Source organism: Ekhidna sp. (assembly GCF_964218185.1).
Lineage (GTDB): Bacteria > Bacteroidota > Bacteroidia > Cytophagales > Cyclobacteriaceae > Ekhidna.
The window spans coordinates 342,697-368,588 of sequence record NZ_CAXPLV010000001.1; the positions used below are offsets into that span (position 1 = coordinate 342,697).

At 41.3% G+C, this 25,892-nt stretch carries 27 protein-coding genes and 1 tRNA gene; 5 read left to right on the forward strand and 23 right to left on the reverse strand.

Annotated elements, in window-relative coordinates; genetic code table 11:
• Positions 1-2: 2 nt before the first annotated feature.
• Entirely contained in the window at positions 3-650 is a 648-nt protein-coding gene (locus ACEQZT_RS01605; protein ID WP_370086650.1) for an ABC transporter ATP-binding protein, read from the reverse strand.
• A gap of 101 nt (positions 651-751) precedes the next feature.
• Between ACEQZT_RS01605 and sucC the strand changes: the two genes are divergently transcribed.
• Positions 752-1,963: an ADP-forming succinate--CoA ligase subunit beta gene (gene sucC / locus ACEQZT_RS01610; RefSeq protein WP_370086564.1), complete on the forward strand. Its 1,212-nt coding sequence runs from the start codon at positions 752-754 to the stop codon at positions 1,961-1,963.
• 69 nt (positions 1,964-2,032) lie between these two features.
• Entirely contained in the window at positions 2,033-2,458 is a 426-nt protein-coding gene (locus tag ACEQZT_RS01615) for a hypothetical protein (protein ID WP_370086566.1), read from the forward strand.
• A gap of 208 nt (positions 2,459-2,666) precedes the next feature.
• Here ACEQZT_RS01615 and ACEQZT_RS01620 read toward each other — a convergent pair.
• Together ACEQZT_RS01620 and ACEQZT_RS01625 are read right to left on the reverse strand one after the other, a co-directional pair.
• A tRNA-Arg gene (locus ACEQZT_RS01620) sits at positions 2,667-2,740 on the reverse strand.
• A gap of 33 nt (positions 2,741-2,773) precedes the next feature.
• Positions 2,774-3,145, reverse strand: coding sequence for a hypothetical protein (locus ACEQZT_RS01625; RefSeq protein WP_370086568.1), 372 nt, complete (start codon positions 3,143-3,145; stop codon positions 2,774-2,776).
• An 85-nt stretch (positions 3,146-3,230) separates the two neighbouring features.
• Here ACEQZT_RS01625 and ACEQZT_RS01630 point away from each other — a divergent pair, with 85 nt between their 5' ends.
• A complete protein-coding gene (locus ACEQZT_RS01630) occupies positions 3,231-3,377 on the forward strand; it encodes a hypothetical protein (RefSeq protein ID WP_370086570.1) in 147 nt (48 codons plus the stop codon).
• Here the strand turns inward: ACEQZT_RS01630 and ACEQZT_RS01635 are convergent.
• The 18 genes from ACEQZT_RS01635 to ACEQZT_RS01720 form a co-directional block, all read right to left on the reverse strand.
• Positions 3,374-4,210: an ion transporter gene (locus tag ACEQZT_RS01635; RefSeq protein ID WP_370086572.1), complete on the reverse strand. Its 837-nt coding sequence runs from the start codon at positions 4,208-4,210 to the stop codon at positions 3,374-3,376. The genes ACEQZT_RS01630 and ACEQZT_RS01635 overlap by 4 nt on opposite strands.
• Before the next feature lie 70 nt (positions 4,211-4,280).
• Entirely contained in the window at positions 4,281-5,906 is a 1,626-nt protein-coding gene (locus ACEQZT_RS01640; RefSeq protein ID WP_370086574.1) for a hypothetical protein, read from the reverse strand.
• An 11-nt stretch (positions 5,907-5,917) separates the two neighbouring features.
• Positions 5,918-8,767, reverse strand: coding sequence for a TonB-dependent receptor (locus ACEQZT_RS01645; protein ID WP_370086576.1), 2,850 nt, complete (start codon positions 8,765-8,767; stop codon positions 5,918-5,920).
• A gap of 184 nt (positions 8,768-8,951) precedes the next feature.
• The gene (gene gldC / locus ACEQZT_RS01650; protein WP_370086578.1) at positions 8,952-9,281 is read right to left on the reverse strand and encodes a gliding motility protein GldC; all 330 of its coding nucleotides are present in this window, start codon (positions 9,279-9,281) and stop codon (positions 8,952-8,954) included.
• A 44-nt stretch (positions 9,282-9,325) separates the two neighbouring features.
• A complete protein-coding gene (locus tag ACEQZT_RS01655; protein WP_370086580.1) occupies positions 9,326-10,081 on the reverse strand; it encodes a M48 family metalloprotease in 756 nt (251 codons plus the stop codon).
• 50 nt (positions 10,082-10,131) lie between these two features.
• Positions 10,132-11,058, reverse strand: a complete 927-nt coding sequence (locus tag ACEQZT_RS01660) for a bifunctional riboflavin kinase/FAD synthetase (protein ID WP_370086582.1) — start codon at positions 11,056-11,058, stop codon at positions 10,132-10,134.
• Positions 11,045-11,719, reverse strand: coding sequence for a tRNA pseudouridine(55) synthase TruB (gene truB, locus ACEQZT_RS01665; protein WP_370086583.1), 675 nt, complete (start codon positions 11,717-11,719; stop codon positions 11,045-11,047). The genes ACEQZT_RS01660 and truB overlap by 14 nt, the downstream gene beginning before the upstream one ends.
• Before the next feature lie 3 nt (positions 11,720-11,722).
• A complete protein-coding gene (locus ACEQZT_RS01670; protein WP_370086585.1) occupies positions 11,723-12,508 on the reverse strand; it encodes an undecaprenyl-diphosphate phosphatase in 786 nt (261 codons plus the stop codon).
• Positions 12,505-12,729: a DUF3098 domain-containing protein gene (locus ACEQZT_RS01675; RefSeq protein ID WP_370086587.1), complete on the reverse strand. Its 225-nt coding sequence runs from the start codon at positions 12,727-12,729 to the stop codon at positions 12,505-12,507. The genes ACEQZT_RS01670 and ACEQZT_RS01675 overlap by 4 nt, the downstream gene beginning before the upstream one ends.
• 3 nt (positions 12,730-12,732) lie before the next feature.
• Positions 12,733-13,623, reverse strand: coding sequence for a cell division protein FtsX (locus ACEQZT_RS01680; RefSeq protein ID WP_370086589.1), 891 nt, complete (start codon positions 13,621-13,623; stop codon positions 12,733-12,735).
• Between the two features lie 49 nt (positions 13,624-13,672).
• Positions 13,673-14,539, reverse strand: a complete 867-nt coding sequence (locus ACEQZT_RS01685) for a hypothetical protein (RefSeq protein ID WP_372530119.1) — start codon at positions 14,537-14,539, stop codon at positions 13,673-13,675.
• A 50-nt stretch (positions 14,540-14,589) separates the two neighbouring features.
• Entirely contained in the window at positions 14,590-15,129 is a 540-nt protein-coding gene (locus tag ACEQZT_RS01690; RefSeq protein WP_370086593.1) for an RNA polymerase sigma factor, read from the reverse strand.
• Between the two features lie 90 nt (positions 15,130-15,219).
• The gene (pdeM, locus tag ACEQZT_RS01695; RefSeq protein ID WP_370086595.1) at positions 15,220-15,849 is read right to left on the reverse strand and encodes a ligase-associated DNA damage response endonuclease PdeM; all 630 of its coding nucleotides are present in this window, start codon (positions 15,847-15,849) and stop codon (positions 15,220-15,222) included.
• The gene (locus ACEQZT_RS01700; protein WP_370086597.1) at positions 15,842-16,273 is read right to left on the reverse strand and encodes a DUF2147 domain-containing protein; all 432 of its coding nucleotides are present in this window, start codon (positions 16,271-16,273) and stop codon (positions 15,842-15,844) included. The genes pdeM and ACEQZT_RS01700 overlap by 8 nt, the downstream gene beginning before the upstream one ends.
• Before the next feature lie 9 nt (positions 16,274-16,282).
• On the reverse strand, positions 16,283-18,748 hold the full coding sequence (locus tag ACEQZT_RS01705; protein WP_370086599.1) for a ligase-associated DNA damage response DEXH box helicase: 2,466 nt from the start codon (positions 18,746-18,748) through the stop codon (positions 16,283-16,285).
• 83 nt (positions 18,749-18,831) lie between these two features.
• Positions 18,832-21,228 (reverse strand): sodium-translocating pyrophosphatase, encoded by a 2,397-nt coding sequence (locus tag ACEQZT_RS01710; protein WP_370086601.1) that lies wholly within the window; start codon positions 21,226-21,228, stop codon positions 18,832-18,834.
• 94 nt (positions 21,229-21,322) lie between these two features.
• On the reverse strand, positions 21,323-22,015 hold the full coding sequence (gene folE, locus ACEQZT_RS01715) for a GTP cyclohydrolase I FolE (RefSeq protein WP_370086603.1): 693 nt from the start codon (positions 22,013-22,015) through the stop codon (positions 21,323-21,325).
• Positions 21,978-22,388, reverse strand: a complete 411-nt coding sequence (locus ACEQZT_RS01720) for a 6-pyruvoyl tetrahydropterin synthase family protein (protein WP_370086605.1) — start codon at positions 22,386-22,388, stop codon at positions 21,978-21,980. The genes folE and ACEQZT_RS01720 overlap by 38 nt, the downstream gene beginning before the upstream one ends.
• Before the next feature lie 103 nt (positions 22,389-22,491).
• On the opposite strand from ACEQZT_RS01720, the gene ACEQZT_RS01725 reads away from it, so the two are divergent.
• Together ACEQZT_RS01725 and ACEQZT_RS01730 are read left to right on the forward strand one after the other, a co-directional pair.
• On the forward strand, positions 22,492-23,145 hold the full coding sequence (locus tag ACEQZT_RS01725) for a phosphoadenylyl-sulfate reductase (RefSeq protein ID WP_370086607.1): 654 nt from the start codon (positions 22,492-22,494) through the stop codon (positions 23,143-23,145).
• 72 nt (positions 23,146-23,217) lie between these two features.
• Entirely contained in the window at positions 23,218-24,138 is a 921-nt protein-coding gene (locus tag ACEQZT_RS01730) for an NAD-dependent epimerase/dehydratase family protein (protein ID WP_370086609.1), read from the forward strand.
• A 1-nt stretch (position 24,139) separates the two neighbouring features.
• Here the strand turns inward: ACEQZT_RS01730 and ACEQZT_RS01735 are convergent, their stop codons facing one another.
• Both ACEQZT_RS01735 and ACEQZT_RS01740 read right to left on the reverse strand, forming a co-directional pair.
• The gene (locus tag ACEQZT_RS01735) at positions 24,140-24,874 is read right to left on the reverse strand and encodes a class I SAM-dependent methyltransferase (RefSeq protein WP_370086611.1); all 735 of its coding nucleotides are present in this window, start codon (positions 24,872-24,874) and stop codon (positions 24,140-24,142) included.
• Between the two features lie 58 nt (positions 24,875-24,932).
• On the reverse strand, positions 24,933-25,817 hold the full coding sequence (locus tag ACEQZT_RS01740; RefSeq protein ID WP_370086613.1) for a flavin reductase family protein: 885 nt from the start codon (positions 25,815-25,817) through the stop codon (positions 24,933-24,935).
• Positions 25,818-25,892: the final 75 nt, after the last annotated feature.

Consider the following 25,892-nt stretch of genomic DNA (forward strand, 5'->3'; position numbering starts at 1 on the left):
ACTCAAGAAGTTATAATTCCGTCCTTAATTTCCAGCTTTCGATCCGCCATACCAGCCAATTCCATGTTGTGAGTGACTATGACAAAAGTTTGCCCCATTTTGTTTCTCAAATCAAAAAAAAGATTGTGCAAGTCATCCGCACTTTGAGAATCAAGGTTGCCGCTTGGTTCATCGGCAAATACGATTGAAGGATCATTGATAAGGGCTCTTGCAACTGAAACACGCTGCTGCTCACCACCTGACAGTTCAGAAGGTTTGTGATCTTTACGATCAAGAAGTCCAAGAATTTTAAGCAACTCTGTTGCCCTTTTCTCAGCACCTTTGACTCCTCTTATATATGCTGGTATACAAACATTCTCAATTGCCGTAAACTCCGGGAATAAATTATGAAACTGAAAAATGAATCCTATTTGCTCATTTCTAAATTGCGACAGTCTCTTTTGACTCAGTGAGGATACTTCTTTGTCACCAAAGTACACCCCTCCTTTATCAGGTTTATCCAGTGTACCAAGGATATGAAGAAGCGTACTCTTTCCTGCCCCGGAAGAGCCCACTATACTCACCACTTCACTCTCTTTGATAGACAGGTCAATGCCTTTTAAAACATTAAGTCCGTTGTAAGATTTATGGATACCCTCAGCTTTTAGCATGGCGGCAAAGATATGCCTATCCGTCAGAAATGAGCCAATCGAGTGCCTTCTATCTTGGTTATACGTGCTCAATGATTTAGCTTCGCAAAAAATTTATTTCCATGAACATTCACGAATACCAAGCCAAAGAAATTCTTAAATCATACGGTGTTACTATACAGGAAGGTGTAGTTGCAGATACGCCCGACAAAGCAGTAGAAGCAGCAAAAGAACTAAACCGTGAAACCGGTACTGAATGGTACGTTATTAAGGCTCAGATTCATGCAGGTGGTAGAGGAAAAGGTAAAGTGAGCGAAACTGGATCAAATGGCGTGGTATTGGCCAAAAGCCTTGATGAAGTAGCACCAAAAGCGAAAGATATTCTTGGTGGAACCCTAGTAACCCATCAGACAGGGCCGGAAGGTAAAAAAGTAAACAAGGTTCTTATTGCTCAGGATGTATATTATCCGGGTGAATCTGATCCAAAAGAATATTACTTGTCTATTCTATTAGACAGAGGCACTGGTAAAAATGTAATCATGGCCTCCACTGAAGGTGGAATGGATATTGAAACAGTAGCTGAGGAAACTCCGGACAAAATCGTAAAAGAGTGGATCGATCCGGCTGTTGGACTACAAGGATTTCAGGCTAGAAAAGTAGCATTCGCTTTGGGTCTTGAAGGAGAAGCATTCAAAGGAATGGTGAAGTTCATCTTTGCTTTATACAAAGCTTATGAAGCAACTGATGCATCACAGTTCGAAATCAACCCTGTGTTGAAGACGTCAGATAATAAAATCCTAGCTGTAGACGCGAAAGTGAACATTGACGACAATGCTCTTTACAGACATAAAAACATTGCAGAGCTAAGAGACTTGACCGAAGAAGATCCTTTGGAGGTAGAGGCTGGAAAGTCAGGGCTTAACTATGTAAAGCTGGATGGAAACGTAGGTTGTATGGTGAATGGTGCAGGTCTGGCCATGGCAACTATGGACATCATTAAGCTATCAGGTGGTGAGCCTGCAAACTTCCTGGATGTAGGGGGTGGAGCAAATGCTCAGACTGTGGAAGCTGGCTTTAGGATTATCCTAAAGGATCCAAATGTAAAGGCAATCCTAATCAATATTTTCGGAGGTATTGTTAGATGCGATCGAGTAGCCAATGGTGTGGTAGAAGCTTACAAGAATATCGGCGACATCAAAGTTCCGATCATTGTGAGACTGCAAGGAACCAACGCTGAGGAAGGTGCTAAAATAATTGAAGACTCGGGGCTTAAAGTAACTTCTGCGATTGTATTGAAAGATGCTGCAGAGAAAGTGAAGGAAGTTCTTTCTTAAGAATTCACGTTATTTGACCTTTTAGGGGTCAATTGTAAAAAGCTTGCCATAGTTGTAAATCACTCAACTATGGCTTTTTTACGTTTAACCCTCCTCACACTAGTTTTATTTAGCTGTTTTGACAATGGTCCTGGTCCCATTTCAAAAGCTGAACTGATCGCAGGAACAAGCGAGTTTGGCAAAACCTATCAGATTGAAAGAATTGAAATTGATCTTGGAACAGTAACTCCACACAAATGTGTGACTGATAATTTCATAACATACTATCCAAATGGTACTTACGAGATTAACGAAGGGGCAACAAAGTGCGATCCTACCGATCCTCCTGGAATAATGGGTGTATGGTATATGGATGATTCGGAAACACAACTACATGTTGAGATAGATAACAGCAGGCAGGTATGGACCATAGAAGATAGCTCTTCAGATCAACATCAAATCAGCTCCTTTTTCAGAGATGGTCGTCGATTGTACACCCTTACTTTATCGAAATAATTGTGCTATTCAAAGAATCAATTGGGGGTATTTAAGTTTTGAGTGGACATATCCATGACAACAAAATGAAATCGATATGAGTTACGTAAGATTCTTTTTATCTGTATTAACGGTGGTTGTTTTGCTTGTCATGCTGAGCTAAATAGAAGAAATATACAATCACCGCTAATAAAGAAGCCCTCTCAAAAATGAGAGGGCTTTTATTTTGTGCACTCGGAAGGATTCGAACCCTCAACCCCCAGAGCCGAAATCTGGTATTCTATCCAGTTGAACTACGAGTGCAATTTTGGGTTCGCAAATATAGAATTAACCGGACTAAAACGAAATCTTATCTACAGAACTAAGGTTCATTGATTCAACCTTTCCATTTTCATTTGTTCCTTCCAGTTTTATAAGATCAATATCCACTTCAAGCTTGTCATTATTGCTCTTCACCAAGATAACCCGATAGGTAGTTACTCCTTTTTTCTTCTGAAGTGTCTCTTTCACACTAATTCGTTTCACCTCTTTAAAAGAAATATTTGAGTCCTCGCCGCGATATGAATATATCAATGCATCTGATGAAGATTGACCTTCACTCTGGTATACTTTAATGTTTTTCAAAACAACCTGATCTCCATTATTCTTAACAACAGTCACCTGTGTTTGAAACAGAGAAAAAAGAATTATTATAAGTGCCGTCTTCATAGATAAATCCAATTTTAAATAACTAAGTTACAAAACTCAATACATAGATTAGCTATTAGCTTGCTATATTTATGCCAAAAAAGGAATGGAAGAAAACGAATCGATGAAATTCACTGAATGGGTGGATTCACTTACTATCTCAGACGCATCAAATTTCTTTTTGATCGTCACTTTCACAGTGGTGATCATTTGGTTGGTGATCAGGACTTTTAGAGGTAAAGCATCGGCCTAGAGCTTTGCGGAGCAATTTTTACAGAAAATTGCATCATGATCATGACCCTTTTTCCCACAGGCAACACATTCCTTTCCTGAGGATTCAGTTTTTCGCTGATTTTTTTCTGCTTGAGCGATTTCGGAAGTAACAATTCCAGTTGGTACTGCAATAATCGCATACCCCATGAGCATCAGCATGGATGCAAATGCCTGTCCCAGCACAGTCTGAGGAGCTATATCCCCGTATCCCACAGTTGTAATCGTTACAATAGCCCAATAAATACTCCTGGGAATACTGGTGAAGCCACTCTCTCCTCCCTCAATCATGTACATGAGCGTGCCCATGATCATTGCCAGTGTAAAAACAGCCCCAAGAAAAACAAATATCTTATACCTACTCGCTGCTAAAGCATTGGATAAGACAGAGGCTTCCCGCAGGTATCTTCCTAATTTGAGGATTCTAAAGATTCGTAAGAGTCGAAGAGATCGAATTACCACTAAGTAGCTCCCTCCTACCATAAATAGTGTGAGATAAGTAGGTAATGTGGCCAGCAAGTCTACGATTCCAAAAAAGCTAAAAATATACTTTTTAGGCTGGGCTGTAATAAATATACGCAGCAAATATTCGACTGTAAACAAGATGGTGAACAACCACTCAGAAACAAAGAAAATGGTATCATAGGTCTCGCGAAACTCCTTGACACTCTCAAGCATGACGCTGAGTACACTTAATACTATTGCCCAGAGTAGAATGATATCAAACAACTTACCTGCTCTGGTCTCTGTACCAAAAACTACCACAAATAGCTTTTGTCTTAATTGTGGAAAGTGCTTGAACTGTGGCTCGGACATAGTTTAAAAATACTATGAAATAAAAAACCCCACGCTAAGCATGGGGTTTATATTTTGAGATTCTAAAAGATTACTCTTGAAATGTCACTCCAAGTTTCTCCAATACACTTATTGTTGGAATACTTGCATTCCAACGTGCATTGATAGTAGCAATAATTTCGTTGGCCACAATGGCATGTCCTCTTGGATTTGGATGGACACCATCGGTAGAAAATACTCCATTTGGAGCAAAATCAGGAGTTAACGTTACTCCATCCACCTCAATTCCTTTCACTCCATCAGCTGAACCAGTTGGTAATGCCAACGCAGCTGCAGTAGCCGCATCCAGACCTAACATATCAACAAAGAGTGGCTGTACAGTTACGAGTGCTATATCAGCTCCTGCATCGTTTAGACTAGCTACTGTTGCTGAAATAGCTCCGTTATATGTAGCTCTTGCTGTTACTATAGCTGCCTGTTCAGCAGCATTCAAAAAGTATTGATCTCCGTTAGCCGCTTCTGTAAATGAAAATCCGAGAGGAATAACCACTCCTATGGGAGTATCTTCTACACTATCGTCACCATCTGCCTCTGTACCTAAGACAGCACCCGCACTTAAGAGAACCAGTTCACCAGCTACAAGTGGTCTGGATTGTTCGTAAGGAACTAAAGCCGCTCTTTCTTGAGCTGTGATTGCCATTCCTGCCTCCAGATTATCAAAATAAGGCTCCAAATCCACTAATTCTTCATCGTGAACAAGAATTGGGTTATCTCCTTCAGAATAAGATATAAGTCTACGAGTAATATCATCACTATCACTATATCCGGCACTCAGAGTCCCCTGCAATGCTGTATTGACAGCTGCCAGACCATCATTCAATTGAGATGCTGTAGCGGCATCTAATTCAATTGCATCCCAAGTAACCGCTTGAAAGAATGGTAAAGTCACCACAGGTGGTAAATCAATCACCACACCTTCTGAGCCATTGGCTGTTAGTTGCGTTAATGCTGAGCCTAAATCAGTAGCAAAATCAGTGGAAGAATATGCCGTAAGCGGCTCAGTTCCTTGTCCACCTGCAAGTGCATATCCTAAATAGTCATTAGCTCCTAACCATAAGGTGAAAAAAGTGCGATCTACAGCAAGTGCATCACCTAATACACTAGAAGTATTTGGGTCTACAGCAAATCTCGTAAAGTAAGGATTACCTACGTCTGGAAAACCATAACCAGCAGTTTCGAGATCAGCAAGTTTAAGCCCTGGTACTCCAAAATTCCCAAGAGTAGTTTTATCACCAGAATAAGCGGCGATTAATTCACCGGAAGTAGGTACTGGTGCTTGTAAAGACAAATCCAGCACGGTACGTCCTGCAATCACTCCACTTCCAACATCTGAAAAAGTAGAATTAAATCCGTTTTCTGAATTGATATCTGGTTGGTTGAAATCGCCTCCGCCAACCATCGCAAACTGACCAGCTAAGAGATTAGGGAAGCTATTTTCCTGACCTTGATTATAAAGTGCTCCATCCGCATATCCTGCAGATAATGAGTTACCTATTGCAACATAGCTGGAGAGATCCAAATCTCCAGAAGTGCCAGGAGTAGGACTTTCCACCTCATTTACGGCAATCCAATCCTCTATTAATTCATCCTCACTGCTACAAGCAAAAACTAGTGTAGCAAAGAAAATTATAGATAGTTTATTAAATATTTTTTTCATCGTCTTCAATTTTAGAAGTTACTTAGAATGTTATCAAGGTTCAACTGAACGTAGTATAGAGCTCCTATACTTGGGTTTCCATGAGAGGTTGTATATCGCTCATTAAGGATATTTGAACCTCCAACCTTGATTCGTCCATTGATGTTTGGAAGACTATAAGTAACCTGAGCATCCAATGTTGCAAAATCAGAAATAACGCTAGATCCAATAGCTGATTGCCACAAGAAAGCATCTTGCCATCTATATGTCAATCCAAAGCCAATTCGCTCAGTCACCTTTCTATTACCAAACGTAATGTTGTATCTCCACTCAGGAGTGTTAAACGCGACGTTATAGGTTCTTGCAGTCAAGTCATCAAGGTCTTCAAGTTTATTGTATGAAGCATTCGCGCCGAAGTTAAACCCTTCAAGGAAGGTGTATTCTGCACCAAATCCGAAACCGTAGGAGTTAATATCTTCATCAATATTTGTGTCATATCCGTATCGTTGAAGGCTTATTCCTGTGCCTCCTCCATCAACAAAAGTCTGTAATTCATTATCATCATGCCGAGCACCAGCTGATGCAACAGTATAACCGCTAGGAACAGACTGGATATCACCAGTCACGACCGCTTGAGTTACGTCAATTTCAGCTCCAAAATCCTGATACGTACTATTATAGTAGAAAGCATCAATCAAAAGTCTTCCATCCATAAGAAGACCTTTATAACCTACCTCCCAGGTTGTTACTTTCTCAGTTTCAAATGGCTTATAAGCATCTGAAGCAACCACAAGATCATTAACATCACCACTCGCCTGAGCGGCCATCACACTTTGGGTAGTATATACTGTGTTTCTGTTGATGTTATAGTTCTCTGTTAAAATCTCGTTTCTTCCGATAAGTCTTCTCGTTACCACATCAAGATCTATATACTGATCCTGTGTTGTAGGAATTCTAAATCCTCTTTGATATGAAGCTCTCAAATTTTGATCTGCCAAAAATTCCCAAACCCCTGATAATCTTGGTGAAAGCTGACCGTCAAAATTCTCATTTTTATCAAATCGAATTGATCCTTGGAGCTTCACATTGTCTATTACATTTTTAGAAACTTGAAGGTACCCTCCAAATTCATTGAATGATATTTCATCACCATTTTCGTCCAGCGTAAACAGCGTACCCTCAGAATTAAGTGCATACGTTCTAAAGTTTGCACCTACAACTACATCCGCAAAATCAATTTCATTTTTGAAATTGTAGCTTCCCTCATAGTGCCATAATGCTGACTTATCTAGGAACTTAGCCCCACCTTCTGCAATTGAACGATTTCTAAATTCGTCAAAGTCAGACTGAAAAGTCTCAGAGTTTACTCCGGGCTGCTGAGCATCAGCTGCTGCTCTTGCAGCTGCATGAAGTGCTTCATAGTTATTCGGTGCTACTGCGCCAGTTGCAATTGCGCCGGCATACGTTTGGAAATATGCTGGCAGATATCTTCTCTGATTAATAAGTGATGCAAAAGTGTTTGCTGCATATGTATCTCCAGCATCTTCCTGCGTTGTGTATCCTCTAACAAAGAAGTTGTCTCCTCTTAGCTCAAGCTTTCCTGTCCAGATAGAGAAGTTGTCTAATATAAATCTGTCATTCGCAGTATATACTGAGCTTCCACGTCCCCAGTTCATTTGGGCTATCGCTTCTATTTTATCATTCAATCTATAGTGGAATGCACCACCTAATTTTAAACTCTCTGTTGTATTATCTACAAAATCTGATTCCTGATAACCTGTTGGAGAAAAAGCTCCATTAGCACCATTTGGCAATAAGCTTCTAATTGCTGCAATGCTTGGTCCATTTACCGGATCGGAAGCAATTGTAATGTCAGCAATTGTACCAATATCGATTAAAAAATCTCCATAGGTGTTGATACCATCATATGTTCTATTGTTGCTTCGGTTACTTCCGAGATTCCCTTCAACAGTTGCGCCACTTTGATCTCTTTGATCAACTCCAATAAAATCTTGAGCTCTCAGCCATGAAGCATTGATTTTGAAAGCCATTTTATTATTGAATGCTTTGGCATATCTAAAGCCCATATCTGTATATGGGGACATTTCGTGATCACGCTCATCTGCATGTGTAACCCCTACCTTGGAGTAAAAATCAAGTCCCTGATAATCAAATGCACTTTTACTTTTCATTAAAAGAATCCCCTGAATTGCATTTGGCCCATAAAGCGCCGATGCTGCACCTGGAATCATTTCCACACTTTCCAAATCCAGTTCACTAATACCTACAACGTTTCCAACCGGGAAGTTAAGACCGGGAGCCTGGTTGTCAATTCCATCAATTAGCTGAACAAATCTGGTATTTCCGTTAGAACCAAAACCTCTAGCATTAACTGACTTGAAGGTTAAACTTTGAGTACTAAAATCAACTCCATTAAGGTTTCGAATTGCTGAATAAAAATCCTCAGATGGCGTGTTTTGAATATCCAGAATATCCATTCGCTCAATACTAACTGGGGACTTAAGTGCGCTCTCCTCAACTCTGGAGGCAGAAACCACAACTTCCTGCCCTAATAATGTTGATTCTACAAGTTGTACATCTAATTGGGTAGTACTTGAAGAAACTTCAAGGCGCTGCGTTTCATATCCAACATACGAAACTATTAGATTGAAAGGGGGCTGAGCCTTTACCGTCAAGGAGAATTTACCATCTACATTGGTGATGGTACCGAGTACCGTCCCTTCAACGAGAACGTTTACACCGATAAGTGCCTCGCCCTCACTATCTACGATGGTTCCACTTATCGTGGTTTGAGCGAAAGCGGTGACCGATAAGAGTGTCAACGCCAACCCAAAAATCATCTTTGTCAAATTCCTAATCATAAGGTTGATGTTTTGTGAATAATTTTTTGATATTAATAATACTTAAAAAAGCGAACATACAAGCAATTATCTATTGCTTATTGAACACATGCATTGTAAATATTCCAATCCGGAAATATTATGCATGCATAATATTAGTGATTTTTCTTGAAATCAAGGAATTTATTGGCAATCCAATAATTATTTATCCCTGACTCTTCACATGTTCAACAAGGCGATCACATAGTGTAGAAATCTCCTGATTCATGTATTCATCACCTGTTGCATTTAGCACACTCTGAGCAAGCCCACCCAGACAATCGATGTAGAAATGTTTCATTTCATCCATGGGCATGTCCTTTGACCAGAGGTCAATACGCATGGTGTTCTTGTTCTCATGATCCCACAGATTTAGGCTAATGGATTTCGTTTCAGACAAACCTGGTTGATCCTTTTCATCTGCATCCCACATGATTTTCTCCGGAATGTTTTCCTTGTCCAATTCCACGACAAATTTGATTTCTGACTTCTTCATGAAAGGTTTATTTATAAAAATTTAATCACCAGATTGGCGATCTATTATGGCAATGAATTTCTAAAACTTTGGTAACGGCTTGTTGATCCGCTATCAACAGTCGTATCACATCCAATCTCATCGGACTTGGCGTTGATATTCTCTACTCTTGATTGATCAAGCTTATGCGCTCCGCTAAATGCGGATATTAATTCTGGCTGAACGTTTAAAGCACGATCCATAAACAAGCCCCAACCATTGCATGCCTGTCCGGAACCTGCTAATAAGGATGTGGAGAGAGTGTCAGAAGCCAACTCATTAGCGCGAGAAAAAACCAGGTAATTCCCCCTCAAATCCAAATCTTCAATAATCTGCTTTAGCTTTTCATCATCACCGGATGTTGCAATGGATTTAAGTCCATTTACCCCATACTTAAAAAAAAGACGCTCAGTAATGTATGAGCGATCCACATTAGCAACCAGGAAGGCAAGAAGACCTGAAAATTGATCCTCGTTAGTCAGATAAAAGATCATTCCAGTACTCACATAAAGATTGCCTCCTGGCAATGCGAAAGCCTGTCTTGTATCATCATCCAGTAATGTGATGCTCCAGGTGAATGACTCACTCTTAGTCAATGCCGCAGAAGAGGTTATTTCATTTAATCGTGAATTGACATACCCATAAGGGATCGAATTTCCTACTGATGGAATGATACTAAAGTCTGGGTCTTCCGAGATAGCCAGTGCGAGCTTCTCTCCTAATAAAACCTCATCTTCCTCGGTAAAGTCAATTAAAGATTCTGTCTTCGAACATGACGTCATTAAAGTCAGGGTGACCAGAAACACTATCAATATTTTAAAACCCAACAATTTCATTTTAAGATTTTTAGTGCTGCTTCTTTGTCCCTAGCTAGCTGAACTTTCAGGTCATCAATACTGGCAAATTTCATTTCCTTCCGCAGCGACCTTATAAACTCAACGGTAATTTCCTTACCATAAATATCTTCATCAAAATTAAATAAATGCGCTTCTATACTCCTATTGGTACCATTTACCGTGGGTTTAAAACCTATATTGAGCATTCCATTAACCATCCTTCCCTCAACTGAGGCACGTATAGCATAGGCTCCATCTGAGGGCAACAGCTTATATTTTTCAGGAACTTCGAGATTGGCTGTAGGGAAACCGATGGATCTGCCTTTCTTATTTCCGTCCACCACATTGCCTGTGATGCTATAATTTCTACCGAGCAGTGAATTTGCAAGGTGTATCTCACCTGTTTCCAGCGCATCACGAATTTTAGTAGAGCTAACACCTACATGATCAATTTCCTGTCTTGAAATTTCATTCACTTGAAAACCATATTCGTCTGCATGCTCATGAAGAAATTCAATGTTTCCTTCTCTATTGTTTCCAAAATGGTGATCGTATCCAATAAATAGATGCTTGGTACCCGCTCGGTTTATCAATATTTCCTTCACAAACTGATCAGCACTCAGATTTGAAAACTCGGGTGTGAAAGCAATCTTCAAAATATAGTCTACGCCTAAATCCGCAATCAATTTCACCTTCTCGTCAAATGTGGACAAGAGCTTCAGTTTGTCCGCATCTTTGTTAAGGATAAATCTGGGATGAGGCCAAAAAGTAATCAGAATGCTTTTTCCATTGTTTGCTTTAGCATCAGCTACCAGTCGCTTAAGAATAGCCTGATGACCAATGTGAACACCATCAAACGTTCCTATTGTTACAACCGAATAGTTGGGCTTTTCAAAAGCTTCAATATGATCAATTACTCTCATTGTGCTGGCGTACAAACTCATCCAAATCTACTGCATCTGACAACTGATATTCTCCCACACTGGTTCGAATCAATTTCTTTAAATATCCTCCCACTCCAAGCTTCTGCCCAAAATCATGTGCCAGACTTCTGATGTATGTTCCCTTGGAGCATGAAACTTTAAATCCGATGTTAGGTAAATCTGAGGTATCGATCTCAAAATTGTGAATGGTTACATCACGAGGTTCAAGCTTCACCTCTTTATTCTTCCGTGCCTTCTTGTACGCACGTTCCCCTCCCACCTTGATTGCGGAGTGGGCAGGCGGTACCTGTTGGATCGGTCCTGATAAAGCCTGCTTTACATTTTCTAATTCATCGAGTGTGATATGGGACCAATCAACTTCGGAATCAAATTCAGTTTCTAAATCATAAGACGGTGTAGTCTTACCGATCTCAATGATACCCTCATAAGTTTTATCGAGCCCTTGAAGTTCGTTCAGCTTCTTTGTAAACTTCCCCGTCCCAATGATCAGAAGACCTGTGGCCAAAGGATCGAGAGTGCCGGCATGCCCTATTTTCTTTACCTTTAGCGTATACCGAAGCTTTTTCACCACATCGAAGGATGACCAGTCTACTGGTTTATTGATCAATAATAGCCTCCCTTCCTCGTAGGTGTTTTCCATATATTACGACGCAATGATGGCGATAGCCCCAACAATAAAACAATAAATAGCGAAGTAAGTCAGCTTTCCTTTCTTAACAATTGCGATCATCCATTTGCAAGCGACAAACCCAGAAATAAATGCGGCTAGAAACCCAACAAGCAAGCTAGCAGCATTGATGCTGTGAGCAGATGGATTTTCAGAAAAGTCCAACATCTCCAAAAAACTCGCACCTAGGATCGGAATTAGCACCATCAAAAAAGAAAACCTCGCTGCTTTTGACTTTTCTACTCCCAAAATCAGCGCAGTAGCAATCGTAGAACCAGATCGGGAAATTCCAGGAAGAACGGCAACAGCCTGAGCAACCCCAATCACCATTGCGCTGAGGAAGCCGACTGATCCAGTGCCGTCCTTCTTGTAATGTGCATACAGCAGCAAGGCTCCAGTGATTAACAGCATGGAACCCACCAGCGCGAGATTGCCAACAAAAAGCGCTTCGATCTGATCTTTGAAAAAGATAGCCACCACAAAAACCGGAATCATCGACAGTAAAATTTTTGCAGCAAATTGAGTTGACTCATTCCACTGAAATTTGAAGATGTCTTTTAAGAGAACGACAATATCTTTCCGAAACACAGCGATTGTTGCCAATGCAGTAGCCAGGTGTACTACAACTGCAAAGAGTAGATTATCAGAACTTTGGGCATCCAGAAGCACAGAACCTATCTCCAGATGACCACTACTGCTCACCGGTAGAAATTCAGTAAGCCCTTGAATAATCCCTAAAATGAGGGCCTCTACCCAGCTCATTCAGCGTCAGTCTTTTCTTTGGGTTTGTAGAAAATGGCCACAAACTGAATAATAAAGCCCAGCATAACCACGATTGGACCAAGTGTAAGACCTAGAAAACCAAAACCATATGGTTCTGTATCCATGGTCATAATAATAAAGCCAATTGCCAGCACAACAACACCAGCTATCATGATCATATAATTAGCTTTCGAAAAAGCAAGTTTTCTTTTCTCTGACATAGTTTAGTAAAGTTCGTCCAAAGACATTTTTAAATATTTTCTGATAGCCCGAAGTGAGCTGAAGTATCCTACGATAATTCCCATGATAAGGATGAGCGAAAAGAGAATTAAGAAACCATTCATATCCTGAAGCTCTTCGAGTCCCTCGATGATACTATTCATATAGACTGTAAATCCGTAAATGATACTGCATGCAAGCACTCCTGCAAAAAATCCATAAGCCATGGAGCGATAAAGGAAAGGTCGCTGTATGAATGAACTTGTGGCACCAACAAGCTGCATGCTACGGATTAGAAAACGCTGCGAGAAGAGGGCCAGCTTAATGGTATTATTGATCAAGATGATCACAACGAGTAGGGCAAAAATAGCTATCCCCAAAAGAATGAATCCAATTTTAGCCAGGTTATCATTGATGCTCTCGATTAGGCTTTCTTCATATTCTACCTCAAACACACCTCGTATAGCTTCGATCTCAGCCTTAATTTTTTTAAGACTATCTAAAGCCTGATGACTACCTCTCACCTTTACAGCAAACAGATCTCGCAAGGGATTGTCGCCTAAAAAGTCTTTGAAATCCTCGCCTGTGGCTTCTACAAATTGTTGAGCGGCTTGCTCCTTGGTAATTAGTGAAATCTGAGGCTCTTCCTTAACAAGTATATATGGTTTAGAAGCAATGGCCGTCCTAATTTTGGTAATGTCTGACTGAGAAATGTTTTTGTTGAGGTAAACCTGAACTTCAATGTTTTCCTGAATGCGAGTGCCAAGTCTGGTGCTATGGAGTAGTAGCCAACCAAAAAGGCCTAAAACCAACAATGCCACTGTGATACTAAATACCACACTGGCAAAGGGATAACTTCCAAGTTTTCGTTTTTTTCTGACTTTCTTCTCTTCCATTAAGTCACGAATTTAGACAAAATGGAACTGCTTTGAAACGAGAAAGCGTCTACTTATTTTCTCTAAGCAGCTTCAACTCTTCAATAACCTCTTTATTGGTCACGAGTGGCAACTCAGTCAGCTTGTTTGCCATGCCGACGCTGTAGTAACTTCCCTGATGGTAAACGTAAATTCTTCTACCTGCAAGGCTGTTGATCTCAAGAATCTCATATGGAGATTTATTGAAATCACCACTTAGGAAGAGTTTACCATCAAAGTATTTATACTTGATTACGTTAGACCTGTTGTTTTCAGATTCTACGTCAATCGGCTCATTAGAAGATTCTGAAGAAGTATTTTCTGGCAATTCATCCAAATCAGAGCCGGAGAAACGACTTTCATCTTCAACACTAGCTACTGCTGGTGCATCGAAAGACGGCTTAAATTCCTCTACCTTCTCAACAACCTCTACTAGTTTTTCGGATTGAACAGGAGTGCTTTCCTGAACGACTGGTTTTTGATCAGTTGTATTCTCCACCTTAGCTACTGAAACTGCTTTTTCTAACTCAGTATCATTTTTTACATCCGTCTCGTCACCAAGCTCCAGTACATAGTCAGTCGACCCTGTTTCAACAGGAGCTGTAATGGTAATAGGCTCTGTGGATTCAATTTCTTCTTTAGACTCACCCATGAAATAAATACCTGTACCAATGATAGAGGCCACAATTACTCCTCCCATCGACTTCATTAGGGCAGACTGCTGAACAAATTCAACCCAGGTAGGGCCTACGTTTATTGCATCTAGTCTACTCTTAAGTTCGAGTTTTCTATACTCCTTCAATCCGCCAATCACATCTCCCTGAAGATCACTCTCAGCTTTCAATGCAGGATCGGCTTCCAGCTGTTTTTGAAAAGCTGCAATTTCCTGCTCACTCATTTGGCCTGAGTGAAATTTGTCGATTTGCTCTTGTTGTTGGTTCGTCATAATTAGTCAAAAAAGTCTTCGGTGGTGTATTTACTTTTTATTAAACTATCTAGCTTTTTCTTACACTTATATTTCTTTGTTTTTGCAGTGTCCGTATTGGCAAAATTCATCTTCTCTGCAATCTCAGGCATACCCATACCATCAAAATAATAGTAGGTCAATACCTTTTTGCACACATCTCCCAACTGCCCAATACAGTCCATCACAATCTTTAGACGCTCTTTAGCGTCGTGCGTTTGAAACTCTTCTTTATCTACCTCCTCCGAACTCAAACGGCTCTTTCTATCCAACTCCTTTCTCCACTGATTGAGACAGATGCTGTATAAATAGGTGCTGATCTTGGAAGTCAAAACCAGTTTCCCACTTGCAGCTTTCTGCCAAAAAGCGAGTAAGGCCTCTTGGTATACGTCTTTCGCCTCGTCCTCAGTCCCATTATTGGACAGAACAATCTTGGTCATCATCCTGTAATATTTCTTATACAGGTGATCAAGCATATGCTCGTCTCCACGACTAATTCGCTCCAGAATCTCACTGTCCTTCATACACCAAGCCAGTTTTAAATACGATTTAAACTCAAATAGTAACCCCTCATTGATGAGTATAGGGTTTACAATTGTAAAATACGCTAAATATCATGTTAATTCAACGATGGTTCTATCAGCAATCCCAAATACTCGATCATCCTTCTTCGGTCTAATCTTCTTAATTCCGGTGAATTGTCCAAACGCTGGAAGCACCCCATAGTCTTTCGAAAAATAAAAGCATGGCATAGTCATGCTCTGCCTACCTCTTCCCCTGATGGAAACTCCCGGATGAATATGTCCTGAGATATTATAAAGTTTTGATTCTTCCCTGATGTGTGAAAATGAAAAGGGTGAAACCTCTAAAAGGGGTATCATTGGTAGGTTTTCAGGGTAATTAGATAAAATATCATGATTTCCCTCCACCAGGATGAATTCCACAAAGTCATAAACATCCAGAAATCGCAGAAAATCATCCCATTCATTGTTTTCTACACTGTGAAACAAATCACCAAGCAGAATGACCCTTTCAGGCTTATGATTTTTGATAAGTCTTTCCAGCGTTTGTAGGTCGGTCAAATGTATTTTCCTGGAAATAGGGATACCGTGCTTACGAAAGTGACCAGCTTTTCCGAGGTGGAGATCGGACAAGATCAGTGTTTTTAGAGCTTCCCAAAAAATAGCCCGCTGAGGAAGCAACTTCAGTTTTTCGCCTTCAATGTCGATTATAAAATCACTCACCTGTAAAGGGTAGCCAGGTCTGTGTTCGATAAAAAAAGAGCAAATATCCTCTCACTTTCAGGTTTCCATCTTCTACCCAAAGTTTGCAATCGTAGATGTTTCCATTTTCGGGATCCATGATCTCTCCTTTATGATACACATTATCACCTTTATTATACTTCATATCGGTGATGATTTCCATCCCTATAACCTTCTGGCCCTTGCGGTGATCCTCGCATTCTTCACAAATAGGATCAGGGTCTTCACCTGGTTCACGGAAAAGCTGGATGATCTTACCGAAATACTTTCCATCTTTTTCAAATATCTCCACCACGGAGCGTGGCTTTCCTGATTCATCGTCAATGGTTTTCCATTTACCAACAATAGATTGTGCTGAAATAGAAGAGGCTATGCAAATTGCAATGATGAGTAAAACTTGTTTCATAGATCAAATTTAGTCGTCAGCGACAGATCGTTCAAGCTGCATCTGCATTTTTAAAATACGATCGGTGATATCTTCGGTACTAAGGCGCTCTCTTCGAATCATATCCACCAAAATCGGAAAAGCAAATGGGGTCGGTTTTTGAGTTTCTTTCACTACAATCTTTTGAGAATTGATCCTTCGTATGGCTTCCATGAATCGGGATTGATCCAGTTGAAGCGTTAAGACTTCATCCATGGCTTGTTTGAGTAGCAGATTGCTCTCATCATATTCTTTGAATGCCTTGAAAAGAATCCCCGAGGATGCTTGTAAATGGCGAGCTTTGATATTCTTGCCGGGATATCCCTGAAAAATCAGTCCTGCAATGGTCGCCACATCTCTGAATTTGCGCTGAGCCATCTCAGTCATGTTGACTGATTCCTGGATGTCCTGAAAAATGTTTTCCTCTGAAAATAAATCCAGTTCAAGTGCCTCATCTATAGCGATCTCCTGATCAGAAAGCAACTCAAAACCGTAATCATTCATGGAAATAGAGAAAGTGATTCGTTGAAGTTTACTAATCCTATAGGCAATCAAACCAACCAATACTTCATGCACAAACATGCCTTCGAAAGTGAAAAAGAATAGGTGATGCCCATGCTCAGTTTCCACTTTCTCAATCAGAAGTGAGCCCTTATCTGGAATCATTGACATCCGACTCTGGAGTTCTAAAATTGGTTTGATCTTTTGTAGCTCCGGGTCGGTAAAATTTCCCTCAATTACTAATTGAAGTTTATTCCTGATCTGATCTGATAGCAATGAAGACAGAGGCAATCTTCCTCCTCCCCATGCCGGAGTAAGGCCACTTTTTCGTTTTGATTTTTTTACCAGAACAGTCAAATCCTTGATCCTGATGAATTCAAGGTTTTGTCCTGCAAACCAAAACCTATCACCCGGATTTAACTTTGCCACAAAGCTCTCCTCCACTGTACCCAGGTGGCCTCCTGAAATTAGCTTAATGCTCATGGCAGGATCTCCTACGATCGTTCCAATGGATAATTTATGACGATGAGCTGCTTTATTGTTGATGATTTTATAGATGCCATTGTCGTTGTAGACCCGGGAAAATTCATCGTATTCACCCAGGGTGCTTCCTCCAGTGGTTATGAACTCCAAAGCCCAGTTCCATTCATCAGCAGTCAATAAGCGATAACAATACGTCTGTTTGATTTCCTCCAGAATTTCAAGCGGTCGAAAACCTCCACTAACCGAAAGCGTCACCAGATACTGAATGAGTACATCGAGACATTTCTCTAATGGTTTTCGTTGCTCAAACTTTCCCTCCTTTATAGCCGACCTTAAAGCTGCTCCTTCAATCAACTCTAGTGAGTGTGTAGGAACAAAATAGATTCTACTAACCTCTCCGGGACCATGACCACTACGTCCGGCGCGCTGTTGAAATCTGGATACACCTTTTGGCCCACCAATCTGGATCACCGTATCAACAGGTCGGAAATCCACACCTAAATCAAGGCTAGATGTACATACAACCAATTTCAGCTTTCCTTCATGCAAGGCATCTTCTACCCATCCGCGAATGTTCTGATCCATGGACCCATGATGCATGGCGATGATACCCGCCAGCTCGGGTGCTTCTTTCAAAATAGCCTGATACCAAAGCTCCGTTTGGGACCGGGTATTAGTAAACAAAAGAGTGGTGTTGCTTTCATGGATAATTGGCAGCACTTTATCGAGCAGCTTAACACCGAGATAGCCTGACCATGGAAATTTCTCAACCTCATCAGGCATGACAGAGGTCACCTCTATTTTCTTTTCAATATTGGACTTAATCGAAACCGCATCCTTATATAAATCCTCACCTAGTAATACTCGTTTTGCCTGAGGTAGATTGCCAATCGTTGCAGATATTCCCCAGATTTTAAGCCTTTGATCTGTAAGCTTCTTGATTCGCGAAATTGCCAACTCGGTAGCTACTCCACGCTTGGTTCCGATCAATTCATGCCACTCATCAACAATGATGCTTTTGATGTTTTTGAGATAGTTAGGATAATCACTCTGGCTGAGTAAAACATGCAAACTTTCAGGAGTAATAACTAAAGCTTGAGGTGCTGATTTCTTTTGTCTTTGTCTTTCTGAGGTTGAAGTTTCACCTGTTCGCAACCCAACCTTCCAACGGATATCCATTTCATCACAAACCAGTTGCATGGCTCGCTGAATGTCCTTGGCCAGAGCCCTTAGCGGGGTGATCCATAAAATCTGAACTTCCGGTTTTACATCGTATGGTTCGTGATTCCTTAAAAATTCCAAGAGGCAGGGAATCCACAAAGCATAGGTTTTTCCTGATCCAGTCGGAGCATTGAGCAAACCACTCTTTCCATCGAGGTACGCCTTCCACGTCTCTCGTTGAAATTTAAAAGTTTCCCAGTTTTTAGACTTAAACCAGTCTTCGCCAATCTGAATCAGGGATTTATTACTCACAGCAGGAAGTTAAAATAAAGGCACAAAAAAACCTCGATCCGCAACAAGCGAACCGAGGTTCTTGATAATTTAATACAGATGAACTATTGTTTCATTGCATCTATTTGCGCTTTAACATCAGCTTCAGCTCCTACCAACGTATCAACTCTGGTCATAGCCTCAGCATTTTCCATTGCTGTATAAGTTACAATTGCCTGAACCTGTCCATCTTCAAGTGATTGCATCTCAACTTTGAACTCCTTAGATACCTTTACGATCTCCTCAACCGGCTCCACTTCATCTACAACGATAATAGCCGCTTCTTCAACAGCAGATCCATGGCTACCTGATCCGTAAACCTCTCCCAAGATTGGGGCAATCACAAGACCTACAAGACAAGTCAGTTTGATTAGAATGTTCATTGAAGGGCCAGAAGTGTCTTTGAATGGATCACCCACTGTATCTCCTGTTACTGCTGCTTTATGAGCTTCAGAACCTTTATAAGTCATTTCACCATCGATCATAACACCAGCTTCGAATGATTTCTTCGCATTGTCCCATGCACCACCGGCATTGTTTTGGAAAATAGCCCAAAGTACACCCGAAACGGCAACTCCAGCCATGTAGCTACCAAGTGCTTCAGGTCCCATCAAGAATCCAATTAGAATTGGCGCTATGATGGTAATAGCTCCTGGAAGCATCATTTCTCTCAAAGCCGCTTTTGTAGAAATATCCACACACTTGCCGTATTCAGGCTTGCCAGTTCCTTCCATAATACCAGGAATTTCTTTGAACTGTCTTCTCACCTCTTTTACCATTTCCATAGCTGCTTTACCTACAGATCTCATTGCCAGAGCAGAGAAAACCACTGGCACCATACCTCCAATGAATAATGCAGCAAGTACATCCGCTTTAAAAATGTTAATCCCATCAATTCCTGTGAAAGTCACATATGCTGCAAAAAGGGCTAATGCTGTCAAGGCAGCAGAAGCAATTGCAAATCCTTTACCGATTGCAGCTGTTGTATTTCCAACTGAATCAAGAATATCAGTTTTTTCTCTTACATCGTCAGGCAGTTCACTCATTTCAGCAATACCACCTGCATTGTCAGCAATCGGCCCGAATGCATCGATGGCCAACTGCATCGCTGTAGTAGCCATCATAGCAGAGGCTGCTATACCTACTCCGTAGAATCCAGCCAGCTCATAAGCTCCCCAAATCGCACCAGCAAAAAGAAGGATTGGAGCGAACGTGGAAATCATACCGGTAGAAAGTCCGGCGATGATGTTTGTAGCAGCTCCCGTTGCAGAGTTTTGTACGATATCTAGTACAGGCTTTTTACCAAGACCAGTATAGTATTCAGTGAAGTATGAAATAAGACCTCCTACAGCCAAACCAACCAAAACTGCATAGAATACACTCATTGATGTTACAGTTAAGCTTCCTTCCCCGAAGAATACCATAGTCATTTGAGCAGGAAGTAACAGGTCAATTACGAAGTAACATGCAACTGCAGTAAGGATAATCGATCCCCAGTTTCCTTTGTTAAGTGCTGCCTGAACCTGAGGCTCTTTGGCATTATTACCTGAAACTTTGATCAACATCGTTCCAAGAATAGAGAATACGATTCCAAGACCAGCGATTACTAATGGAAGCAAGATTGGGCCTATTCCATTGAATGCATCGTCAATTGATCCACCCATATCACGAATCACATAGTTTCCTAGTACCATTGAAGCCAATACAGTTGCAACATAAGAGCCAAAAAGGTCAGCACCCATACCTGCAACGTCTCCCACATTATCTCCAACGTTATCAGCAATTGTAGCTGGGTTTCTTGGATCATCCTCTGGAATCCCTGCTTCAACCTTTCCTACCAAATCAGCTCCTACATCAGCAGCTTTCGTGTAGATACCTCCTCCTACTCTTGCGAAAAGTGCAATCGATTCAGCTCCCAACGAGAAACCGGCAAGAGCCTCAAGCACTACAGTCATATCATTAACTCCATTAGCAGTCCATTGTCCGCCCATGAAGAATTGAAACAAAAAGATAAATAGCATACTTAGGCCAAATACCGCAAGCCCGGCAACACCAAGTCCCATTACTGTACCACCAGTAAACGACACTTTTAATGCCTGAGGTAAGCTTGTTCGTGCAGCTTGTGTGGTTCGTACGTTTGCCGCTGTAGCTATCCGCATCCCTATATTTCCAGCCAATGCTGAAAAGAAAGCCCCAATTACAAAGGCTACAATGATGAACCAGTGAGTGGTTTCAACCATCATTGATATTACTCCTAATAGAGCTCCAGCCAAAACAACGAAGATGGCCAAGATTCTGTACTCTGCACTTAGAAATGCTAATGCCCCCTCTCTAATGTGATTTGCAAGTGTTTGCATTTTCTCATCACCTGCATCCTGCTTGTTTACCCAGCGGGATTTGATGATCATCACAAGAAGCCCTAGAAGCCCTAGAGCAGGCACTAAATAGATTAATTTATCCATGATTTTTTAAATGGTTTTTCAAAAACAGTGCGCAAAGATAGGTCATCAGGCTTTTATAGAAAACCCAGATTTAAATCATAGAAGAAAGAAATAATTAGAGATCAGAAGAATCAGTATTGATGTAATTCAAAAACTCGTTTTTAATATTCTGATCCTTGAATTTTCCATCGAAATAAGCAGTACCTGTTCGGCTATTTGTGTCGTTCACTCCACGCGATGAAACACACATGTGTGAAGCATCCATCACAACTGCTACATCCTCAGTTTTTAGAATCGATTTCAATTCCTGACCTATTTGCACGGTCAACCGCTCCTGAACTTGTGGGCGCTTTGCGAAATACTGAACGATTCGATTGATCTTGGATAGACCGATCACCTTCCCGCTCGAGAAATAGGCTACATGGGCTTTTCCGTAAATTGGCACAAAATGATGCTCACAATGAGAATAGAATGTGATGTCCTTTTCTACGAGCATTTGATTGTAGTTGTACTTATTATCAAACAGTCTGATTTTGGGCTTGTTTGCAGGGTTCAATCCTGAAAAGACCTCTTTCACAAACATTTTAGCCACTCGCTTAGGTGTCCCGGCAAGACTATCATCCTCCAGATCAAGGCCAAGAATCTGCATGATTTCCCTGAAATGCTTAGAGATCAGTTCTATCTTCAATTCATCATCCTGCTCGAAAGCATCAGGACGCAATGGAGTCTCGTACGATGATCCAACATGATCATCTCCAAACTCATCTACCTCAACCCGGGTATTCAACGAAGTTTCTTTCTGTTTCATAAAGTGTAATTTTCATCTCGTACCGGTCTTCTATTTCTGGTCGAAGTAAATCGTAGATGACTTTGACGATATTCTCTGCTGTCGGATTCAAATGTTTAAATTCGGCAACATCTAAATTCAAGTTTTTGTGATCAAATCTTGAGAGCACTCGCTCTTTTATCAGATCACTCAATTTTTTCATATCATAAACATAACCGGTATCCGGATTCGGTTCACCAGTCAGACTTACGACTATCTCATAATTATGCCCATGCCAATTTGGGTTGCTGCATTTCCCAAATACCTCCGCATTTTTTTCATCTGACCATTTCTCATTGTATAGACGATGTGCAGCGTTGAAGTGTTCTTTTCGGTTGATTGTAACTCTCGGCATTTGGCAAAATTACTGGAACTCTTAACAAACACTTTCATAAAGATGTTTCCCATCACTATGAATTTATTTTTGTGTGGGTTTGTTTTGCCTTGAAATTCATCCAATGGAGATTCCAGAAATCAGAAAAAAAATTGAGGAATACCGAATCGAAGGAAAGCGGCTTTTCACCACTTCTTCCTTTCAAACGCACAGTATTCCAATGCTGCACATCTTAAGCGAAATAGACAATACGATTCCCGTCTATTTTATAAATACTGGGTATCTCTTCCCGGAAACTGTCTCATTTCGTGATGAAATAGCTGAAAGATTCGGTCTCACAATCGTAGACTTAAAACCAAATACACCAAAATATATGCAGCGCGAGACGAACGGCAAGCTGTTGTTTACAACCGATCCAGATCATTGCTGTTATCTCAATAAAACCCAACCTATGGAGTCCGTACTTGCTAGCCATGATGTTTGGATCAATGGCGTTAGAGGTGATCAGAGTGCCGTACGAAAAGCCATGAAAGTAGAACAACCAGCTCCTTTTGAAAGTATTCGATTTCACCCAATGCTGGATTGGGACAATCGTAAAATATTTGCCTATATCAAGGAGCATGACCTTCCAAGGCATCCACTAGATGCGAAAGGATATATCAGTATTGGTTGTGAACCGTGCACTAGAAAAATGGATCTGGATATGCAGGAGCGAGAGGCAAGATGGTTTGGTCTGAATAAAGTAGAGTGTGGTTTACACACGGATCTAGTTAAATAATTGTCACATTGAGCCTGTCGAAATGGACATTCAAAAGACAGGTTTCGAGAACCTCAACCTGACACAAAAAATATGAAAGTACTCATCACCGGGGGAGCCGGATATGTTGGAACAAAGCTGGTAAAGCATCTGGTTGGAAATGCTCAAATTGAGAAAATTATCATTTACGATAACCTCAGCAAAGGACACCACAATTTTTTCCTTGGCCAGGATTATGAAAACAAGAAAAAAATTCAATCAGTCCGTGGAGATATTCTCGATACCCGGCAGCTTCAGCGACTGATGAAAGATGTAGATGTGGTGGTTCATCTTGCGGCAATTGTTACGACTCCTTTTGCGAATACCGACCCTCACTTCTATGAGCAGGTCAATCACTGGGGGACTGCCGAGGTAGTCTACAGTGCCGAAGAAGCTGATGTTTCCAAGTTCATCTACCTGAGTAGTACTTCGGTTTACGGAGCGAGTGATCACATTGCAAATGAGACCACAGTTCCTGCACCTTCTACTTTCTATGGTATCTCTAAACTCCGGGGAGAAGAGCATGTGAATAGACTGGGTGAGAAAAAAAATGCGATAGTGATCCGTGGAGGTAATGTGTATGGCTACAGTAAATCCATGCGTTTTGATGCGGTGATCAACCGCTTTATGTTCGACGCTAACTTTACGAACCGAATCCAAATCAATGGAAACGGAAAGCAATCACGGGCATTTATCCATGTGGATTACTTATGTAATGCACTCGCCCAGACCATCACCAATGATGTCCCGAATGGTACATACAACCTGGTGGATAAAAATCTACAAATCCTGGATTTGGTAGATGTACTGAAAGAAATCTATCCATCACTGGAGTTTCTTTTTACTAATCAACATATGAATCTCCGGGAATTGAAAATTGATCCAAATAGTGAATTATTCAATCATATCAAGCGTTTTCAGTCCAATGAGTTAAAGGCTGAATTGGAGGAGTTTAAAGGAAGGTTTGCTTTTTAGGTTACACTTTTCCAACACGCAAAAACAAAGGAAAATAAACCTGCCGTTTTCCAGACTTCCATACCTCTGAAAGGCTGGATCGTAGCTTATCAATTGGCGAATGACCATTTTGCTTGATGTAATGTTGCACGGCAGACCAGGTGCTGATGTAACCAACCAGTTCATCCAAAGCCAGGTCTTTTTGCATTTTGAACTTAGGAACCTCCATGAACTCATCGAAAGGGAAAGGAATGGTTTGATAGGCCTCCTCAATGTGATTACGCTCAGGGTCCCAATAAGGCTTAGTCACGTTCCAATAAAAGTTTTTGATAATTTCTCCAGCCTCTCCTTCTACCTGTACCAGACCATATCCAATTAAAGCAATCACTCCACCGGGTTTAAGAACCCGTTTCACCTCCTGATTGAACTTTGAATGATCAAACCAATGAGCCGCTTGCGCAACAGTGATCAAGTCAAAATGCTGGTCTGGAAAGTTCGTTTGCTCAGCGGGCTGCTTAGAATATTCAATGTTGGATTTCTGAGTGGAATTGGAGAGCTGCTTCGCGCTAATATCTGTCGCGCACACTTGCTGAAAAGTTTTGGCAAGCTCAACGGCCAGCTGTCCATTTCCTGTTCCACAGTCCCAGCAAGCTTCGTGTTTATCAGTTAATGAGAGGAGATAATCAATTAGCTCTTGTGGGTAGACCGGACGGAATTTCGCATAGTCGGCGGATTGAGTGGAGAAGTTGTCTTTCATTTCTAGTCGACAGTTTTTAGTCCACTGTCGACTGACGACTATGGACTTTAAAACTAATTCACCCCATCATAAGCACTTTCCACGCCGTATCCACCTCACCTTCATTCAAGAGATCAGCGGCAAGTTTATGAAGTTCCAGTTGGATATTTTCTTCATCATCGAAGGAATCGAGAATGGAACGAACCTCTGGTTCATTGGCAAAATCCTTTACTTCCTCATCTGAAGGAAGGGATTCTACATTTCCAAGCATCCCCAGGTGGTTGCCGGTAAGTACCGTACTGGTTCGAATTTGATCAGGTATTTGGTCTACTCCTATGCCCATGGTTGTCAGAGGTTTGGCTACTTCAAATATAGCATCTCCGCTCGCTCTGGCATACCAATTTCCACCCATTCTTGCCACAGCATCCAATTTATTGGGATCAATCTTGCCGTTCTCCCCCAATATCCGATCTGAGATGTGCATCAGCAGCACCTCACAAATCACGAGCTGTCCGGCTCCACCCTGCTCTCCAAGCGATTTCACTTCGATCACTTTGCACTCAAACGAAACAGGCGCTTCCTTCACTCGGGGTGGCTTTACTCGCTCAGACTTCTCCTCAGTGAACCCGGCCTTACTAAACTCATTCACTCCCTTTGCATACTCCGTGCTGCTCAGCGACATCTGCTGCACCATGCCGTAAGACACGATGTTCACCGTGCACTCTGCATGTTCCTTTACATTTTCCAAGGTGTGCTTTGTCGTGTTGTCTCTTCCTCTTCGTGCCGGGGAAAAGATCATGATCGGAGGGTTGGCACTGAAGACATTGAAAAAGCTGAAAGGACTCAGGTTTACATTTCCGTCCTTATCTACCGTGCTGGCAAAGGCAATGGGACGTGGCGCCACAGCTCCAAGCAAGTGTCCGTGTAGTTCAGGTACCGGTATTTCTTTCGGGTCGATTGTCATTTTCGTATTTCTCTTTAGATGTCAGGTTGAGCCTGTCGAAACCTGTTTTTTCTAATGTCCTCCTTCGACAAGCTC